Raw genomic sequence first — 17,955 nt, 5'->3', positions numbered from 1 at the left:
GACCAGGACAGAGGCCCTGCGATGCCTGAAACGTCGGATCGCCCGCACCGTCTTCAACCGCCTCACCACCGACCACCACAACCGTCAGACCCCGGCCCTACCGGCCACGGCTTGACATAGGAGAAACTCATGGGACCCGTTCCTCGGGAGGTGGTGCAGCCGACGACGACGAGCCGCTGAGCCGAACACCATCGACCACGAGGAGGACTACGTGGACATCTCCGTCACCGGGCGGCACCTGACCGTCTCCGACCGCTTCCGGGAGCACATCGAGGACAAGCTGGGAAAGATCACCCAGCTCGAGCCACGCACCCGCCGCGTCGAGGTCACGGTGAGTCACGAACCGAACCGCCGGCAGGCCAAGGCCTGCGACCGCGTCGAGGTCACGTGCTACGCCAAGGGCCCGGTCGTCCGCGCCGAGGCCTGCGCCGACGACAAGTACGCCGCGCTGGACGTCGTCATCGACCGGCTCATGGAGCGGTTGAGGCGGCGGCACGACCGTCGGCAGGTTCACCGGGGCCGACGCACCCCCGAGTCCGTGGCGCACGCCACCGCACGGATCGAGGTCCCGGACGACGAGCTGCGCGACGACGCCCCGGGTGACACCCCGTTCGGCGACTCGCCCATCGAGGTCCGCGAGAAGGTCCACCGCTCGGCGCCCATGTCGCTGGCGGACGCGCTCGCCGAGATGGAGGCCGTGGGACACGACTTCTACCTCTTCCACGACGTCGACACCGACCGTGCGAGCGTCGTGTACCGCCGGCATGGCTGGTCCTACGGCGTGCTTCACCTCGACCTCGACGGCTCCCTCCCGGACGCGCCCTCGGACGGCGGCGCCGTCGAGGCCGCCGCGTCCTGAGACGTGCCGGGGCGGTTGGCGCGAGTGAGCTCCTCGACCTGGGACGATGACGCCGTGGATCTGGCCAGTGCAGGCGCCGGCCGGGGGAACGGCGCGCGCCCCGGGGAGGCCATCCGGGTCGTCATCGCGGACGACCACGCGATGTACCGGCGAGGCATGGCGGTCGTCGTCGAGCTCGACGGCGTCGCACGCGTCGTCGGCCAGGCGAGCAACGGCGACGAGGCGGTCGAGGTCTGTCACCGCCTGCAGCCCGACGTCGTCCTCATGGACGTGCGGATGCCCGGGGTCGGCGGGATCGAGGCGGCGCGCCGTCTCCACACCGCCGACCCGGACACCCGCATCCTCATGCTGACGATGAGCGACGACGAGACCGACCTCTTCGAGGCGGTCAAGGCCGGGGCCTGCGGGTACCTGCTCAAGGACTCACCGGGCGAGGACGTCGCCGACGCCATCCGCAGGGTGTACGACGGCCAGGCGATCATCTCGGCGGGTATGGCCTCGACCCTCCTCCAGGAGTTCACCCGGCTCAGCCAGGACACCCCCGCGGACGCCGTCTCGCCGGACTCGCGGCTCACCGAGCAGGAGGTCGAGGTCCTCCGGCTGGTCGCCCGCGGGCAGTCCAACCGCGAGATCGCCGAGTCCCTGGGCACCGCCGAGAACACCGTGAAGAACCACGTGCGGAGCATCCTCGAGAAGCTGCACCTGCACTCGCGCGTCGAGGACGCGGTGTACGCGCACCAGCAGCGCCTCACGCCCCCGGATGGGTGATCCGCCCCCGGTCCGGCTCTCCCGCCCCGCGGCACGACGCATCGCCCTCGCAGCACAAGGCTTCGCGCGGCCCCGTCCCGGGTCACCCGGCACCCGCGACGTCCAGCGGGTGCTGGACACCGTCGGCGTCGTGCAGATCGACAGCGTCAACGTGGTCGTCCGCAGCCACTACCTGCCCTTCTTCTCCCGGCTCGGGGACTACGACCGTGACCTCCTCGACCGTGCTCGGGACCGCGCTCCGCGTCGGGTGGTCGAGTACTGGGCGCACGAGGCCTCGCTCGTCCCGCCCAGCACCTGGCCGCTGCTCGACTTCCGGATGCGCCGGGCCCGGTCCGACTCCTGGGGCGGGATGCAGCGCGTCGCCCGCGACCACCCCGGGCTCGTCGCGGCCGTCCTCGCCGAGGTGACCGCCCGCGGCCCGATGACGAGCCGCGAGGTCGAGGCCGCGCTCGCCCACGACCTCCCGCGGGACCGGGTGGACTGGGGGTGGAACTGGTCTCTCGTGAAGAACGCGCTCGAGCACCTCTTCTGGTCGGGTGAGATCTCCAGCGCGGGTCGCACCGCCCAGTTCGAACGCCGCTACGCCCACCCGTCCCGCGTCCTGCCACCGGCTGTGCGGGCGGCGGCCCTGGACCCCGGGGCCCGACCGGACGACGAGACGGCCTTCCGCGGGCTCGTGGAGATCGCGGCACGGGCGCACGGGGTGGGCAGCGAGCAGTGCCTGCGTGACTACTTCCGCCTGAAGCCGGAGCAGGCACGGCCGGCGGTCGCCGCGCTCGTCGCCGACGGCACCCTCGTCCCGGCGACCGTCGAGGGGTGGCACCGCCCGGTCTACCTGCACCGCGACGCGCGCCGTCCTCGCCGCGTCGACGCCCGGGCGCTGCTGTCGCCCTTCGACTCGCTCGTGTGGCAGCGCGACCGCGTCCGGGCGATCTTCGGGTTCGACTTCCGGCTCGAGATCTACGTCCCCGAGCACCTGCGCGTGCACGGGTACTACGTCCTCCCGTTCCTCCTCGGCGACGAGCTCGTCGCCCGGGTCGACCTCAAGAGCGACCGCGACGCCGGTGTCCTCAGGGTCCGGCGGTGTACCTGGGAGAACGGCCGAGGAGATGCCGAGGACCGGGCCGCGCTCGACGCCGAGCTCGCGCTGCTCGGGGGATGGCTGGGCCTGCGCGGCGTGCGCGCCTGAGGGCGCGGCTCGGCCCTGCACGAGCATGTCGCCCCGGCTCCGACCCGTCGGTGGACGTGTCAGTGCCGGAGGAGCTCCCAGTGCAGGGACTCGACGGTGCGACCGTCGGGGAGGACGTCGGCCGCGCTCTCGCGGCCCCAGATGTCGAAGCGGAGGGCGTCGAGCACCCGGTTGCTGGGCCGGTTGTCCTCGGCGGTCTGGGCGACGAGGCGACGCAGGCCCAGCCCCCCGTCGGCGCGCGGACCGAAGGCGTGCTCGACGGCGGCCCGGGCCGCTGCGGTCGCGACCCCGCGGCGTCGGGCACTGGGGAGCACCTGGTAGCCGAGCTCGGCGGTGTCGTCGTCGAGCGTTCCCTCCTGGACGAAGAGGAGCACCTCACCGAGCGTGCGGTCCGTGTCGGCGTCGGCGATGCACCAGCTGAGGGCGGTGCCGAGCGACATCTTCTCGCGCCGGGTCATCAGCCAGTCGGGGAACGTGTCCGCGTCCAGGACGCCTCGGGCCGGCATGTGATGGTCCGGCTGGTCCCGTGGCTCGAGGGCGTCGACGTCCTCGTCCCGCCAGGGCCGAAGCCTCAGGCGTGGTTCGCCGGGGACCTCGAGCACCGGCGCCTCGCACCACGGGGCCTGCGGCTCCATCGCGTCGTGCGGGCCGAGGCTCGCCAACCAGGCGTCCTTCGCCGGGCCGCCGTCGGCGTCCTCCAGCACCCCCGGCTGGGTGCCGTGGTGACGGAAGCCGCAGGCCCAGGCGACCCGCCAGGAGTCGAAGTTGCCGCGCATCGCGCGCCAGTGCACCCGGCTGCCGCTCCGCTCGAACCACCAGCGGGCGGTGAGCCGGAGGGAGGCGGCCATCAAGCCGTTGCCCCGGCCCTCCGGGTGCAGCCCGTACCCCGTCTCGGCAGCGTCCCCTCCGGGTCCCGGGCGGAGGTCGACGGTGCCGAGGTAGCGCTGCTCGGGGTCGGCGGCGTCCGTGACGGCCCAGTACCGCGGCCCGTCGGGGTCGTTCCACGCGCCCTCGACGAAGGCGAGGAAGCTGCGGCCGTCCTCCACCCCGTACGGCCGCGGCACGGTGGTCCAGCGCTGGGACTCCGGGTCCCGGCACTGCTCGACGATACGGGCGAGGTCCTCGGCTCGGTGGGCCCGGAGGACGACGTGGTCGTCGGTGAGCACCGGCACGCAGCCGGGGAAGGTCGCCTCGGACATGGGCCCAGCCAACCACCGGCGCGCGGGGAAGGGGAACTCAGGGGCCGCCACGGTCCGTTGCACCCTCGGCGCGCGGTGCCCGGCGGCCGTGCCGAGGGGGCTCGACTACCCTGGGCAGGTCCGGGCCGGGAGCGCCCGTCAGCTCGTACGTCTGCCAAGGAGACCCACTCGTGAAGATCGTCGAGAAGCTGCTGCGTGCCGGTGAAGGGCGCGTCCTCAAGAGGCTCGACGGCATCGCCGCGCAGGTGAACGCCATCGAGGAGGACTTCTCGTCGCTCTCGGACGCCGAGCTGCGCGAGGAGACCGACAAGTTCAAGGCGCGACTGGCCGACGGCGAGTCCCTGGACGACCTCCTGCCCGAGGCCTTCGCGGCCGTCCGGGAGGCGAGCACCCGCACCATCGGCAAGCGGCACTTCGACGTCCAGCTCATGGGGGGCGCGGCGCTGCACCTCGGGAACGTCGCCGAGATGAAGACCGGTGAGGGCAAGACCCTCGTCGCCACGCTGCCCAGCTACCTCAACGCGCTCACCGGCAAGGGCGTGCACGTCATCACCGTCAACGACTACCTCGCCGAGTACCAGTCCGAGCTCATGGGCCGCGTGCACCGCTTCCTCGGACTCGAGACCGGCTGCATCCTGTCCTCGATGACGCCGGAGCAGCGACGCGTCGAATACGGCAAGGACATCACCTACGGCACGAACAACGAGTTCGGGTTCGACTACCTGCGCGACAACATGGCGTGGTCCACCGACGAGCTCGTGCAGCGCGGCCACAACTTCTGCATCGTCGACGAGGTCGACTCCATCCTCATCGACGAGGCCCGCACGCCGCTCATCATCTCGGGACCGGCCGACGCCCCGACGAAGTGGTACTCGGAGTTCGCGAAGATCGCCCGGCGGCTCGAGCGCGGTGAGCTCGAGTCCGGCCGCGGCGACTACGAGGTCGACGAGAAGAAGAAGACCGTCGGTGTCCTCGAGCGTGGCATCGACAAGGTCGAGGACCACCTCGGCATCGAGAACCTCTACGAGTCGGCGAACACCCCGCTCATCGGCTACCTCAACAACGCCATCAAGGCCAAGGAGCTCTTCACCCGCGACAAGGACTACGTCGTGATGAACGGCGAGGTCCTCATCGTCGACGAGCACACCGGCCGGATGCTCGCCGGGCGTCGTTACAACGAGGGGATGCACCAGGCCATCGAGGCCAAAGAGGGGGTGGACATCAAGAACGAGAACCAGACGCTCGCGACGATCACCCTCCAGAACTACTTCCGGATGTACGACAAGCTCTCCGGGATGACGGGTACGGCCCAGACCGAGGCCGCCGAGCTCAACTCCATCTACAAGCTGGGCGTCGTGTCGATCCCGACGAACCGCCCGATGGTCCGCGAGGACGTCTCCGACCTCGTCTACCGCACCGAGGAGGGCAAGTACGCCGCCGTCGTCGACGACATCGCGGAGCGGCACGAGAAGGGCCAGCCGGTCCTCGTCGGCACGGTCTCGGTCGAGAAGTCCGAGTACCTGTCCGAGCAGCTGCGTCGCCGCGGGGTCCGCCACGAGGTGCTCAACGCCAAGCACCACGAGCGGGAGGCCGCGATCGTCGCCGACGCCGGCCGCAAGGGTGCGGTGACGGTCGCGACGAACATGGCCGGTCGCGGGACGGACATCATGCTCGGCGGCAACCCCGAGTTCCGGGCCGTCGCGGCGCTCAAGGAGCGCGGGCTCGACCCGCACGAGACTCCCGAGGAGTACGAGGCCGCGTGGGACGAGGCGCTCGCGGCGGCCGAGACGCAGGTCGAGGCCGAGCACGAGGAGGTCACCGGGCTGGGTGGTCTCTACGTCCTCGGTACCGAGCGGCACGAGTCGCGGCGCATCGACAACCAGCTGCGCGGCCGGTCCGGGCGTCAGGGCGACCCGGGGGAGTCGCGCTTCTACCTCTCGCTGCAGGACCACCTGATGCGGCTCTTCAACGCCGGGCTGGTCGACCGGGTCATGACCACGGCGAAGATGGAGGAGGACCAGCCGCTCGAGTCCAAGATGGTGACGCGCTCGATCCAGTCGGCGCAGACCCAGGTCGAGGCGCAGAACTTCGAGATCCGCAAGAACGTCCTCAAGTACGACGACGTCCTCAACCGGCAGCGCACCGTCATCTACGCCGAGCGCCGTCGCGTGCTCGAGGGGGAGGACCTGCACGAGCAGCTGCGGTTCTTCGTCAACGACGTCGTCGAGGGATACATCGACTCCGAGACCGCCGAGGGGTTCCCCGAGGACTGGAACCTCGAGCGGCTCTGGGGCGCGCTGCGTGCGCTCTACCCGGTGTCCCTGACGCCCGAGCAGGTCGAGGACGCTGCCGGCGGCCGGAACGCGCTGACGGCCGAGACCCTCAAGGAGGAGCTCCTCTCCGACGCCCACCACGCCTACGACGAGCGTGAGCAGGCGCTCGGCTCGGAGGTCATGCGCGAGGTCGAGCGGCGGGTCATGCTCTCGGTCCTGGACCGCAAGTGGCGCGAGCACCTCTACGAGATGGACTACCTCCAGGAGGGCATCGGCCTGCGGGCGATGGCGCAGCGAGACCCGCTCGTCGAGTACCAGCGTGAGGGCTTCCAGCTGTGGCAGGCCATGAACGAGGCCGTCAAGGAGGAGTCGGTGGGTCTGCTCTTCCACGTCGAGGTGAAGGTCGACGAGCCGCAGGAGACGCCGGAGGTCGAGCCGGTGCACGTCTCGCAGCTGCTCGGGTCGATGTCCTCCGCGGCGGGCGGCGAGGACGACGGTGGCGGGGCGGTCGCGACCCGCACCGCGGACGACGAGCCCGCAGCCGAGGACGCGCCTCGTGTCGAGGTGTCCGGAGTCGGTGTCGGCCGGCCGCGCCGGAGCGCGCTGCACTACTCCGCGCCGACCGAGACCGGCGAGGTCCAGGAGCGTGACGAACAGGGGGTGGACGGTGCTGCAGGCCTCAGCGAGGAGCAGCTGACGTCGACGCCGCGCAACGCGCCCTGTCCGTGCGGGTCGGGCAAGAAGTTCAAGATGTGCCACGGGCGCCGCTGAAGGCCCGGCTCGTCAGCCCACCTGGAGGGCGCTGACCCGCCACTTGCCGTCCTGGCCCTGGAGGCGCAGGGCCATGGCCCGGACCCGGGGCCCGTGCTGGAGGACCACCGTGGCCTCGGCCACCCCCTCGGCGGGTTCGCAGACCCGGACCCGCCGGACGGCCACCCGGTGCCGGGCCCGGGGCCCGCGGCCCTGGGTGTGGCGCCGGGCGACGCGCGAGCCTCGCCGGGCCACGACGGCGTAGACGTCGGGCGTCGTCCAGCGCAGGACCTGTGGTGCCGGGCGTACGCCGCTCATCACCTCGAGCAGCGCGTGCGCCATCCGTGCCGCCCAGGCCTCTGGGTCGGGCAGGTCGGCACGTGTGGTGCGCTGCGGCCCGAACACCTGCTCGTCGGATGCGCAGGCGAAGTCGACCGCGAGGGCGTCCTGGACGTAGCCGGGGCGGGCGTCACCCACGGCGCGGGCCCGGCGGATGGCCTCGTCGAGCGGGATCGGCGGGGGGAGCGGGCGGCTGTGGGCGCCGACGTGCAGGCCGGCCGCGGTCATCGGGTGGCCGCCTCGGGGACGCGGAGCACCTGACCGGGCCGCAGGAGGTCGGGGTCGGGGCCGACGACGGCCCGGTTGGCTGCGTGCCAGCGGGGCCACGCCTCGGCGACCTCGGCGTCGGTGGCGCCCTCGCCCAGGTGCCGGGCCGCGATGGCCCACAACGAGTCGCCGCGCCGGACGACGACCTCGTCGGTCGTGGCGCCGTGGGCCCGGGAGCCCAGCACCGTGAGGTCGGCCTGCGGCCGGACGGTGGGGGGCGCGGGTGTCCATCCGGGGTCGGGGGTGTCCGCCCACCCGGGGTCGGGGAGCGGGGTGCTGGTGGATGTCGAGGTTCCTGCGGGGGACGGTGCCTGCGGGGCGACGGCCGTGACCGGTGCGGGGGCGGCGTGCGCTCCGCCGGCGCCTGCACCGACGCCGAGCCCGATGACGGCGGCTGCGACCTGACGGACGATCCGCGGGCTCACCGCGGCCGAGACGCGGCGGGCGACCAGACCGACCCGTCCCGGCACTCTGGCCAGGCCCTCGAGGAGCGTGCCCAGGACGAGCCACCCGAGGAGCAGGAGACCGAGCCCGGCGGCGAGGCCGAGTAGCGCGTCGGCCGGCTGCAGCGGCGCACCGGTCAGGGCCGTCTGCGTCACCTCACGCAGTGTCCTCCACAGCACCAGGACGATCACGGCGGGGACGACCATGGCTGCTGCCGCGCCGACTGGCCGCACTGAGTATCGTTTGATGCTGTTTGCTGACATTTGCATGCGGATGACAGTAGGCGCTAACGCATCGTGAGGGCAAGACCTCGCCCTTAGGGTGTGGACATGCGGTGGGAGGGGCTGTTCGCCGACCTCGAGGGGCAGATGGCGGCCGAGGAGCGGCGTGACCTCGACAGCGAGGTCGCCGAACGGACCCGCCGGGAGCGGGCCCTCGTCGAGCTGCCGGCTCGCTTCGCCGCCGGCCTCGGTCGCCGGACGGGCGTCGTGCTGGCCGGTGGGCGCGGCATCGAGGGTGAGCTCCGCGACGTGGGGGACGGCTGGCTCCTGCTCGGCGCCGGCCACCGGGAGGTGCTCGTGCCCCTCGCCGCCGTCGCCGCGGTCACCGGGCTCCCCCCGTCGTCCGAGAAGGCGCGCACAGCCCGTCGCTTCGGACTCGGCTACGCGCTGCGCGCCCTCGCCCGCGACCGGGCGACGGTGTGGGTCGAGCTGAGTGGCGGGCCCCCGGTCGTCGGCACGATCGACGTCGTCGGGGCGGACCACCTCGTCCTCGCCGAGCACCCGGAGGGCGAGCCACGACGACCCGAGAACGTCCGCCGGATGCTCACCGTGCCGACGGCGGCGCTGCGGGCGGTCGAGTCGCGGCGGTGAGGCCCTGCTCCCTCGCCGGCCGGGTCAGCGCGGCTGCGTGTCCTCGGAACCCTCGCCCCGGGGCGAGACCAGCTCACGAGTCTCGGCGTACATGCGCTGGATGTAGTTCTCGAGCTCGGCCGTCTCCACCCGCCACTGCCCCCGGCCGCCGACCTTGATGGCCGGGAGGTCCCCGCTGCGCACGAGGGCGTAGGCCTGGGCCGCCGAGATGTCGAGGATCTCCGAGACCTCGGTCAGGGGGATGAAGCGGCGGGCCATGCGGTCAGTGTGCCACCCCACGCGACCCGCTCCGCGAGAGTTGTCCACAGGTGGTGTAGACCTGACCGCGCGGGTCCGCCCGGTCGGCGAGGATGTCCGGCATGAGCGAACTGCCGACCCCGTCGGCCTCCCGGCTGAGAGCGCCGTCCTGGCGCGACTCACGCCTCCTCGTGGGGGTCCTTCTCGTCCTCGTGTCCACGGTGCTGGGCGCCGTCGTCGTCGCCCGCGCGGACGACCGCGTGCCGGTGTACGCCGCCCGGGGGCCGGTGAGCCCGGGGCAGCAGCTGACCGATGCGGCGGTGACCGTCGTGCACGTCCAGCTCGGGGAGGGCGCGGCGACCTACCTGGGCGCGGACGTCCCGATCGCGGAGGGCACGTTCGCGCTGCGAGAGCTGCGTGCGGGTGAGCTGATCCCCGTCTCGGGGGTCGGCCCGGCGGAGACCGTCGGCGTCCAGCAGCTCTCCCTGCTCGTCGACGCCACGTCGGCGGGCGCGTTGTCGGCGGGAACGCTCGTCGACGTCTACGTCAACCGCCCGGCCGAGGACGACCCCGGTGTGGGCCAACGCCGCCTGGCCGGACCCGAACGGGTCCTGGAACGGGTGTCGGTCGTCCGGGTCGCGGCGGAGGACGCCGTGCTCGGCGGTGCGGACCAGACCCGTGCCGTCCAGGTCATGGTGCCGAGGGAGAAGGTCCGCGACCTCGTGGCGGACGTCGACCTCGGCTCGCGGATCACCCTCGTGCCGGTGCCCGGCGCAGTGGCCGCCGCGGAGCCGGCCCCGTGACGACCGTCCTCACCGCGGTCACCCACCTGCACGAGACCGCCGTCGTCGGCGCGGTGGGCCGGGCGGACGGGCTGACCCTCGTCCGGCGCTGCGCGGACCTCGCCGAGCTCCTGTCCGCCGGGGCGGCGGGCGTCGCACGCGTCGCCGTCGTCTCACCCGACCTGCGGGGGCTCGACCGCGACGCACTGCGCCACCTCGCCGGGCACGGGGTCCGGGTCGCCGGCGTCGTCGCCCCGGAGGACGAGGACGGCGAGCGGCGGCTCCGCCAGCTCGGGGTCGCGACGATCCTCCGGCCGGACGACGAGCCTCGAACCGTCGGTGCCGCGCTCGCCGGTCTCGCCACGGCCACGACCTCCGGTGCCCCGGCCGCCCCGGCCGACGTGGTGCCCGACCTCCCGGAACCCGAGCCCGAGCTCCCGACGCCGGTCACGGTCGTGTGGGGCCCCACCGGGGCGCCGGGGCGCAGCACCGTCGCCGTGACCCTCGCCGCGCAGCTCGCAGGGGCCGGCGTCCGCACCCTGCTCGTCGACCTCGACACGTGGGGGGCCTCGGTGGGCCAGCTGCTGGGGATGGTCGACGAGGCACCCGGGGTCGCCGCCGCGGCTCGTGCCTCGGAGCAGGGCACCCTCGACGTCCCGGCGCTGGCCCGGCTCGCGCCCGAGGCCATGCCCGGGCTGCGCGTCCTCACCGGGCTGCCGCGCGCCGACCGCTGGCCGGAGCTGCGAGCGGGAGCGGTCGAGGACGTCCTGCGGCTCGCGCGCTCGGTGGCCGACCACGTCGTCGTCGACGTCGGGTTCGCGCTCGAGGACGACGAGGAGCTCAGCTACGACACCGCCGCGCCCCGACGCAACGCCGCGACCCTCGCGGCGCTCGAGGCCGCCGACCGCCTCGTCGTCGTCGGCGCCGCCGACGCGGTCTCGCTCCAGCGCCTCGTCCGCGGTGTCCAGGAGGTCTCGGTGCTGCCCTCGCCCCCGGCGCTCGTCGTCGTCAACAAGGTGCGTGCGGGGGTGGCCGGGCCCAAGCCGGAGCGCGCGATCCGCGACGTCCTCGGCCGGTTCGCCGGGCTCGAGGACGTCCGGATGCTGCCCTGGGCACCCGACGAGTGCGACGAGGCGGTGCTCGCCGGACGGGCCCTCACCGAGGTGCGACCGAGATGCCCGCTGACCGTCGCCCTGGGGTTGCTCGCCGCCGAGCTCGAACCCCGGGCGTCGGGGCTGCGGGCCGCCGCCGGGAGCGGACGGCGCCGCGTCCGCGTCTGAGACCATAGGCCCGTGGCAGACCGGCTCAGCTCGCTCGACGCCTCGTTCCTCCAGCTCGAGGACGCGGCGACGCCGATGCACGTCGGCTCCGTGATGGTCTTCGACGTTCCCGAGGGCGGCTTCGACCATGACACCCTGGTCGGGCTGATCAGTGAGCGGATCGCCCACGTCCCGCGGTACCGGCAGCGGGTGCGGACCGTCCCGGCCGGCATCGCCAATCCGGTGTGGGTCGACGACCAGCACTTCGACCTCAGCTACCACGTCCGCCGCAGCGCCCTGCCGCGGCCGGGCTCGGACGAGCAGCTCGAGGAGCTCGTCGCGCGTGTCCTGCCGCGCCCGCTGGACCGTTCCCGGCCCCTCTGGGAGGTCTACCTCGTCGAGGGTCTCGCCGACGACCGCTTCGCGATCATCACCAAGAGCCACCACAGCCTCGTCGACGGCGTGCACGGCGTCGACATCGCCAACGTCCTCGTCGACGGCACCCCCCTAGGTGGCGAAGGGGTGCTCGCCACCTGGCACCCGCGCCCCGAGCCCACGGCCGCCGAGCTGCTCGCCGGAGCGCTCGCGGACGTGGTGCGGACCCCGAGCAACGTCGTCGACGGCGTGCGCGGCGGGATCATCGACGTCACCCGGACCGTCGGCAAGGTGGCGACGGTCGCGGGGGACGTGCTGTCCACCCTCGCCCGGGTCTCGACCAGCCCCGCCCCGACGTCCCCGCTCAACGCCCCGGTCGGCCGGGCGCGCCGCTACGTCATGGTCGGGACCGACCTCGAGGACTATCGCACCGTCCGGTCCCGGCTCGGGCGCGGCTCGTTCGCCGAGGAGGTCACGATCAACGACGTCGTGCTCGCCACGGTCACCGGTGCCTTCCGCTCCTGGCTGCTCACGCGGGGCGAGCCGGTGTACCCGGGGACGACCGTCCGGGCGCTGGTCCCGGTGTCCGTGGAGTCCGCGGACGCCGAGCCGGGTGTCCCGCCCGGGGCCCAGGTCGTCGCGTGCTTCGTCGACCTCCCCGTGGGCGAGCCGAAGCCCTCGATGCGGTTGCACCAGATCGCGTTCTCGATGCGCCAGCAGACCGAGAGCGGAGGCCGTCGGGCGGTCTCGGCCGAGGCCCTCACGGGGGTGGGTGGGTTCGCTCCGCCGACCATGCACGCCCTCGGCGCCCGTCTGGGTGGGATGGTGTCGCGGCGGATGCACAACGTCGTCATCACGAACGTGCCCGGACCTCAGACCCCGCGCTACACGGGGGGTGCGCAGATGGCCGCGACCTACCCGGTGACCCCGCTCGGTGCGGGCCAGGCGCTCTCGATCGGCCTCACCTCGTACGACGGTGGGGTCTACTACGGCCTCTACGCCGACCGCGACGCGATGCCGGACGCCGACGTCCTCGGCCGCGGCGTCGTGGACGCGCTCCAGGAGCTGCTCGACGCCCCGCGCCCGCGAGGACGTCGGTCGTGACCACCGCCGGAAGGACGTCCTCGTGCCGTTGACCCGCGTGTACCTGCCCGTCACCGCAGACGACCTCGAGGGGCTCATGGGCGACGCACCGCTCGGACCCACCCCGATCGCGGCGCACGGCGTGACACCCGCGCTCGGCAGGCCCGGGCGGACGGGTGACGAGGAGGCCCTCGAGCACCTGGCCTGGGTTGCGGCCACGGAGGAGGCCGACGCGTTGCGCGACGGCAGCACCCGCCGGGTCGTGCTGTCCGCCGACGTCGACGACGGCACCGTCGCCGTGCCCGCCGGCGGTGACGTCCCGTCACGGGTCGAGCTGCTGGCCGGCGTCCCGCGGTCACGGGTCGTCTCGTTCCACGTCGACGAGTCGCCGGGCGACACCGGCACGGCCGACCTCCTGTGGTTCGACGTCACCGAGCTGGGCGACGTCCTCGAGCTCCTCGCCGCCGACTGAGGCATCACGCCCTGCCGCGTCCACGACCGGCGGAGCGCGGCGGCCGGAAGTTGCGGGGCTCGGAGCCGGAAGGGGAGAGTGTGGGTGCCCCCAAGCCGCCGTGACCCGAGCGAGGAGCCGCACCCCATGGACGCCGTCACCCACGTCCCGACCCCCGTCAACGAGCCCGTTCTGGACTACGCGCCGGGGAGCCCCGAGCGCGCGTCGCTCGAGGTGGCGCTCGCCGAGCTCGGTGCCCAGCAGCACGAGCTACCGCACACGATCGGCGGGAAGCGCGTCATGGGCGGGGGCAAGCGGTTCGAGGTGCGGCAGCCGCACGCGCGCCGCTCGGTGCTCGGCGTCTCGAAGGGGGCGACGAAGGCGGACGCCACGGCCGCGGTCGAGGCCGCTCGGGCCGCGGCCCCCGGGTGGCGCGACCTCTCGTTCGACGACCGCGCGTCGGTGCTCCTCAAGGCGGCCGACCTGCTCTCCGGACCGTGGCGCGCCAGGCTCAACGCCGCCACCATGCTCGGCCAGAGCAAGACCGCGTACCAGGCGGAGATCGACGCGTCGTGCGAGCTCATGGACTTCTGGCGGTTCAACGTCCACTTCGCGCGCCAGATCGTCGAGGAGCAGCCGCCTGCGAACAGCAAGGGTGTCTGGAACCGCAGCGACCACCGGTCCCTCGAGGGCTTCGTCTACGCGGTGACCCCGTTCAACTTCACCGCCATCGCGGGCAACCTGCCGACGGCGCCCGCCCTCATGGGCAACACCGTCGTGTGGAAGCCGTCGCCCAGCCAGCAGCTGGCGGCCCAGCTGACCATGGAGCTCCTCGAGGAGGCCGGCATGCCCCCGGGCGTCGTCAACCTCGTCACCGGCGATGGCGTCGCCGTCTCGGACGTCGTGCTGGGCCACGCCGACTTCGCCGGGCTGCACTTCACCGGGTCGACCGCCACGTTCCAGCACCTCTGGCGGACCATCGGCGAGAACCTCACGGCGTACCGCCACTACCCGCGCATCGTCGGCGAGACCGGCGGCAAGGACTTCATCCTGGCCCACCCGAGCGCCGACCCCGACGTGCTGCGGACTGCGATGGTCAGGGGCGCCTTCGAGTACCAGGGCCAGAAGTGCTCGGCCGCATCCAGGGCGTACGTGCCGCGGTCGCTGTGGCGGACGATCAAGGCCGACCTCGTGTCCGTCACCGAGGGCCTGACCCAGGGCGACGTCACCGACCTGTCGAACTTCATGGGCGCGGTCATCGACGAGCGCGCCTTCGCCAAGCACAAGGCGGCCATCGACCGCGCGCACGCCACGCCCCACCTCGACGTCGTCGCCGGGGGCACCTACGACGACTCCGTGGGCTGGTTCGTGCGCCCCACCGTCGTCGAGAGCAGCGACCCGACCGACGAGATGTTCGCGACCGAGTACTTCGGGCCGATCCTCGCGGTGCACGTCTTCCCGGACCGCCAGTACGACAAGGTCCTCGACCAGATGGAGTCGGTCGCGCCCTATGCGCTGACGGGGGCGGTCATCGCCCAGGACCGGGCGGCGGTCGCCGACGCGATGCACCGGCTCCGGTTCGCGGCGGGCAACTTCTACGTCAACGACAAGCCGACCGGTGCGGTCGTCGGGCAGCAGCCGTTCGGCGGCGGCCGGGCGTCCGGCACGAACGACAAGGCCGGCTCGGCGGCGAACCTCATGCGCTGGACCTCGACGCGCTCGGTCAAGGAGACCTTCGTCCCGCCGACCGACCACCGTTACCCGCACATGGGCTGATGACCCGGGCGCACCACGCCGGGATCAGGAGCCCACGCGCTCCCGGAGCAGCCGGAGCTCGGTGTCGATCGCGGCGCCGATCGGCCCTGCGGCGGCCTTCTCGACCTTCCCACCGACGAACGGCACGTTGGCCTTGAGGTCGGCGTCGAGGAGCTCGATGGACCCGTCGCCGTCCGGCTCGAGACGCAGCGTGCCCTTGAGCGTGAGCGGCGCCCCCTGGATGTGGAGGTCGACCAGGGCCTGCCGTCCGCCGTCGGGGCCGGGTGCACCCCAGTCGTAGACCTCGACGATGGTGAGGGTCTCCCCGACGAACGACCGCGCGACGTCCGGCAGCCCGGCGGCGGACATCCGACGCGAGGTGCGGACGCGGTGGCCGGCCCCGCTCTCGGTCACCTCCACCTCGTGCGCACCACCGTCCGTGGTGGCCTCGCACTTGCTCTCCTGGAAAGCCTGGTCGGTGAGGACGGCGTAGACGTCCGCGGGTCTCGCCTCCAGCCGCTCTCGCCTCGTGAGTCGCACTCGGTCGTCCTTCCGTCGGTGGTACGCCGATCCTAGGGCGGGCCGCGGGACGGTCCGGACTTGAGCCCGGTCCGGCCGAGGGTGCACGATCCGGCCGTGACGGCAACTCATCCCGGTGCACCCGACCCCTCGCACCCCTCAGCGCAGCCCCCGTCCCCGATCGTCGACCCGATGACGACGAGCCTGGCCCCGCCGGCGGAGCCGGACCGGCGCCACCTCCCGCTCGACGTCGCGGGCCTGCCCGTCGTCCCGGTCCGTCCGCCGGACGGGGCCCCGAACGTCCTCGTCGTCCTCGTCGACGACATGGGCTTCGGGGCCTCGTCGGCCTACGGGGGGCCGGTCCGGATGCCTACCGCCGAGCGGCTCGCGTCGAACGGCCTGCGCTACAGCCGCTTCCACGTCACCTCGCTGTGCTCGCCCACCCGTCAGGCCCTGCTCACCGGCCGCAACCACCACTCGGTCGGGATGGGCGTGACGTCGGAGATGTCGACGAGCGAGCCCGGGTACCACGGCTTCCGCCCGCCGAGCGCCGGCACGCTGGCGCAGATCCTCGGCGGCAACGGCTACTCGACGGCCGCTTTCGGCAAGTGGCACCAGACCCCGCCGGTCGAGGTCACCCCGTCCGGCCCGTTCAACCGGTGGCCCACCGGAGAGGGCTTCGGCACGTTCTACGGGTTCATGGGCGCCGAGATGAACCACTGGTACCCGCAGCTGTACGCCGGCACCTCGCCGTACGAGCCGGACCGCACCCCGGAGGAGGGCTACCACCTCACCGAGGACCTCGTCGACCAGACCGTGACGTGGGTCCGCACCCAGCGCACGCTCACGCCCGACCGGCCGTTCTTCTGCTACCTCGCGCTCGGGGCGACCCATGCGCCCTTCCACGTGGCGCCCGAGTGGATCGAGAGGTACGAGGGCCGCTTCGACGCGGGCTGGGACGCGATGCGCGAGGAGATCCTCGCCCGCCAGAAGGAGCTCGGCATCGTTCCCGAGGACACCGAGCTCGCGCCCTGGGCCGACGGCGTGCCGCACTGGGACGAGCTCGACGACGCCGCGAAGCGGGTCGCAGTGCGGCACATGGAGACCTACGCGGGGTTCGCCGAGCACGCCGACCGCCAGGTGGGACGGCTCGTCGACGCCCTCGAGCAGGTCGGGGCGCTCGAGGACACGGTCGTCGTCTACCTGCTCGGCGACAACGGAGCCTCCGGGGAGGGAGGCATCGAGGGCACGATCCGCGAGCACCTCGTGGGCCACGGGCTCGCGGACGACGTCGCCGACATGGACGCGAGGCGGGACGAGTTCGGCTCGCCGTCGACGTACGGGATGTACCCGGTCGGCTGGGCGCTCGCGATGAACACCCCGTACCAGTGGACCAAGCAGGTGGCGTCGCACTTCGGGGGCACCCGGGACGGCCTCGTCGTGCACTGGCCGGCCGGCGTCGCGGCCCGCGGCGAGATCCGCCACCAGTTCCACCACGTCATCGACCTCCTGCCGACGATCTGCGACGTCGCGGGGGTACCGCTGCCCGAGACCGTGAACGGCGTCGCGCAGCAGCCGGTGGAGGGGGTCTCGATGCGGTACAGCTTCGACTCCGCGACCGCGCCGGAGGGCCGGAGCACGCAGTACTTCGAGATGGTCGGCAACCGCGGGATCTACCACGAGGGCTGGACGGCGGTGACCCGGCACGGCAAGCCGTGGAAGATGACCGAGGAGCCCCGCCCGTTCGAGAACGACGTCTGGGAGCTGTACGACACCCGCACCGACTGGTCCCAGGCCCGCGACCTCGCCGGCACCGACCCGGAGCGCCTCGCGGCGCTGCGCGAGGTGTTCGTCACCGAGGCGGCCAAGCACCACGTCTTCCCCCTCGACGACCGCGTGACCGAGCGGGAGAACCCCGAGCTGGCCGGCCGCTACGACCTGCACCACGGCCGGGTCCGGATGGTCTTCGGGCCGACGACGCGCCGGCTGTCCGAGGAGGCTGCGCCGAACGTCAAGAACCGGTCGCACCGGGTCGCCGTGGACGTCGACCTGCCGCACGCCCACCTGCCCCCGCAGGCGACCGGCGGCGTGCTCGTCGCGCAGGGCGGCCGCTTCGGTGGATGGTCGTTCTACCTGCTCGACGGGCGCCCCTGCTACGCCTACAACCGGTACGGCCGCGACCTCACCGTGGTGCGGGCCCGCACGCTCGTCCGCCCCGGGCGGCACGAGCTCGCGATGGAGTTCACGTACGACGGTGGCCCGGTGGGCAGCGGTGGCACGGTGCGGCTGCTCGTCGACGGCGTCGTCGTGGGAGAGGGGCGCCTCGAGGCCACGACGGCGTACTACTTCGCGTTCGACGAGACCTTCAACGTGGGGGTCGACCGCGGCAGCCCTGTCGTGGACGACTACCCGCCGCTCGACAACGCGTTCACCGGACACATCGAGCGGGTCGTCGTCGACCTCGAGCCGGGCACCCCGCTGGACGCGGACGACGTCGCGATGCTGCGCGCGAAGCTCAGCGACTGACCTGCAGG

General features: G+C 73.0%; 16 protein-coding genes. 11 read left to right on the top strand and 5 right to left on the bottom strand.

The window, feature by feature from the left end:
* Positions 1–211 precede the first annotated feature (211 nt).
* Genes hpf through JQN72_RS09095 form a run of 3 tightly spaced genes read left to right on the top strand, consistent with a single transcriptional unit; the run spans position 212 to position 2,816 of the window.
* Positions 212–859 (top strand): ribosome hibernation-promoting factor, HPF/YfiA family, encoded by a 648-nt coding sequence (hpf, locus tag JQN72_RS09105; protein WP_204134857.1) that lies wholly within the window; start codon positions 212–214, stop codon positions 857–859.
* 54 nt (positions 860–913) lie between these two features.
* Positions 914–1,627 carry a response regulator transcription factor gene (locus JQN72_RS09100; protein ID WP_307812554.1) on the top strand — a complete coding sequence of 238 codons (714 nt, stop codon included), beginning with the start codon at positions 914–916 and terminating at the stop codon, positions 1,625–1,627.
* Positions 1,620–2,816, top strand: coding sequence for a winged helix-turn-helix domain-containing protein (locus JQN72_RS09095; RefSeq protein ID WP_204134855.1), 1,197 nt, complete (start codon positions 1,620–1,622; stop codon positions 2,814–2,816). Before JQN72_RS09100 ends, JQN72_RS09095 begins: the two co-directional genes overlap by 8 nt.
* Before the next feature lie 59 nt (positions 2,817–2,875).
* Here the strand turns inward: JQN72_RS09095 and JQN72_RS09090 are convergent, their stop codons facing one another.
* On the bottom strand, positions 2,876–4,015 hold the full coding sequence (locus tag JQN72_RS09090) for a GNAT family N-acetyltransferase (RefSeq protein ID WP_204134854.1): 1,140 nt from the start codon (positions 4,013–4,015) through the stop codon (positions 2,876–2,878).
* 170 nt (positions 4,016–4,185) lie between these two features.
* On the opposite strand from JQN72_RS09090, the gene secA reads away from it, so the two are divergent.
* Complete coding sequence (gene secA, locus JQN72_RS09085) at positions 4,186–7,059, top strand: preprotein translocase subunit SecA (protein WP_204134853.1); 2,874 nt, start codon at positions 4,186–4,188, stop codon at positions 7,057–7,059.
* A gap of 12 nt (positions 7,060–7,071) precedes the next feature.
* On the opposite strand, the gene JQN72_RS09080 is transcribed toward secA, so the two are convergent.
* Together JQN72_RS09080 and JQN72_RS09075 are read right to left on the bottom strand one after the other, a co-directional pair.
* Positions 7,072–7,605, bottom strand: coding sequence for an Rv3235 family protein (locus JQN72_RS09080; protein WP_204134852.1), 534 nt, complete (start codon positions 7,603–7,605; stop codon positions 7,072–7,074).
* Positions 7,602–8,321 carry a LysM peptidoglycan-binding domain-containing protein gene (locus JQN72_RS09075; RefSeq protein WP_204134851.1) on the bottom strand — a complete coding sequence of 240 codons (720 nt, stop codon included), beginning with the start codon at positions 8,319–8,321 and terminating at the stop codon, positions 7,602–7,604. Before JQN72_RS09075 ends, JQN72_RS09080 begins: the two co-directional genes overlap by 4 nt.
* A 96-nt stretch (positions 8,322–8,417) precedes the next feature.
* On the opposite strand from JQN72_RS09075, the gene JQN72_RS09070 reads away from it, so the two are divergent.
* The gene (locus JQN72_RS09070; protein ID WP_204134850.1) at positions 8,418–8,960 is read left to right on the top strand and encodes a hypothetical protein; all 543 of its coding nucleotides are present in this window, start codon (positions 8,418–8,420) and stop codon (positions 8,958–8,960) included.
* Positions 8,961–8,984: 24 nt separating this feature from the next.
* Here JQN72_RS09070 and JQN72_RS09065 read toward each other — a convergent pair whose 3' ends face one another.
* Positions 8,985–9,218, bottom strand: coding sequence for a helix-turn-helix domain-containing protein (locus tag JQN72_RS09065; protein WP_204134849.1), 234 nt, complete (start codon positions 9,216–9,218; stop codon positions 8,985–8,987).
* Positions 9,219–9,319: 101 nt separating this feature from the next.
* On the opposite strand from JQN72_RS09065, the gene JQN72_RS09060 reads away from it, so the two are divergent.
* The 5 genes from JQN72_RS09060 (at position 9,320) to pruA (ending at position 14,923) form a co-directional block, all read left to right on the top strand.
* Complete coding sequence (locus tag JQN72_RS09060) at positions 9,320–10,000, top strand: hypothetical protein (RefSeq protein WP_204134848.1); 681 nt, start codon at positions 9,320–9,322, stop codon at positions 9,998–10,000.
* On the top strand, positions 9,997–11,259 hold the full coding sequence (locus JQN72_RS09055) for a P-loop NTPase (RefSeq protein ID WP_204134847.1): 1,263 nt from the start codon (positions 9,997–9,999) through the stop codon (positions 11,257–11,259). Before JQN72_RS09060 ends, JQN72_RS09055 begins: the two co-directional genes overlap by 4 nt.
* Positions 11,260–11,271: 12 nt before the next feature.
* Complete coding sequence (locus JQN72_RS09050) at positions 11,272–12,717, top strand: wax ester/triacylglycerol synthase family O-acyltransferase (RefSeq protein WP_204134846.1); 1,446 nt, start codon at positions 11,272–11,274, stop codon at positions 12,715–12,717.
* A gap of 22 nt (positions 12,718–12,739) precedes the next feature.
* Entirely contained in the window at positions 12,740–13,168 is a 429-nt protein-coding gene (locus JQN72_RS09045) for a hypothetical protein (protein WP_204134845.1), read from the top strand.
* Positions 13,169–13,294: 126 nt separating this feature from the next.
* Positions 13,295–14,923, top strand: a complete 1,629-nt coding sequence (gene pruA / locus JQN72_RS09040; protein WP_204134844.1) for an L-glutamate gamma-semialdehyde dehydrogenase — start codon at positions 13,295–13,297, stop codon at positions 14,921–14,923.
* 24 nt (positions 14,924–14,947) lie between these two features.
* On the opposite strand, the gene JQN72_RS09035 is transcribed toward pruA, so the two are convergent.
* Entirely contained in the window at positions 14,948–15,442 is a 495-nt protein-coding gene (locus JQN72_RS09035; RefSeq protein WP_204134843.1) for a DUF2505 domain-containing protein, read from the bottom strand.
* A gap of 171 nt (positions 15,443–15,613) precedes the next feature.
* Between JQN72_RS09035 and JQN72_RS09030 the strand changes: the two genes are divergently transcribed.
* Positions 15,614–17,947 carry an arylsulfatase gene (locus JQN72_RS09030; RefSeq protein WP_204134842.1) on the top strand — a complete coding sequence of 778 codons (2,334 nt, stop codon included), beginning with the start codon at positions 15,614–15,616 and terminating at the stop codon, positions 17,945–17,947.
* The last annotated feature ends 8 nt before the right edge of the window (positions 17,948–17,955 follow it).

Origin of the sequence: Phycicoccus sp. CSK15P-2, from assembly GCF_016888005.1 — a bacterium.
In the GTDB taxonomy this organism is placed as follows: domain Bacteria; phylum Actinomycetota; class Actinomycetes; order Actinomycetales; family Dermatophilaceae; genus Phycicoccus.
The sequence above is the reverse complement of the archived record's forward strand: the minus strand, read 5'-3'. Positions and strand labels throughout refer to the sequence as shown.

Excerpts from the sequence above, each read along its gene's own strand:
- JQN72_RS09080 (WP_204134852.1), bottom strand. The coding sequence starts at position 7,605 with ATGACCGCGGCCGGCCTGCACGTCGGCGCCCACAGCCGCCCGCTCCCC.
- JQN72_RS09065 (WP_204134849.1), bottom strand. The coding sequence starts at position 9,218 with ATGGCCCGCCGCTTCATCCCCCTGACCGAGGTCTCGGAGATCCTCGAC.
- JQN72_RS09030 (WP_204134842.1), top strand. The coding sequence starts at position 15,614 with ATGACGACGAGCCTGGCCCCGCCGGCGGAGCCGGACCGGCGCCACCTC.
- JQN72_RS09090 (WP_204134854.1), bottom strand. The coding sequence starts at position 4,015 with ATGTCCGAGGCGACCTTCCCCGGCTGCGTGCCGGTGCTCACCGACGAC.
- JQN72_RS09060 (WP_204134848.1), top strand. The coding sequence starts at position 9,320 with ATGAGCGAACTGCCGACCCCGTCGGCCTCCCGGCTGAGAGCGCCGTCC.
- JQN72_RS09070 (WP_204134850.1), top strand. The coding sequence starts at position 8,418 with ATGCGGTGGGAGGGGCTGTTCGCCGACCTCGAGGGGCAGATGGCGGCC.
- pruA (WP_204134844.1), top strand. The coding sequence starts at position 13,295 with ATGGACGCCGTCACCCACGTCCCGACCCCCGTCAACGAGCCCGTTCTG.
- JQN72_RS09095 (WP_204134855.1), top strand. The coding sequence starts at position 1,620 with ATGGGTGATCCGCCCCCGGTCCGGCTCTCCCGCCCCGCGGCACGACGC.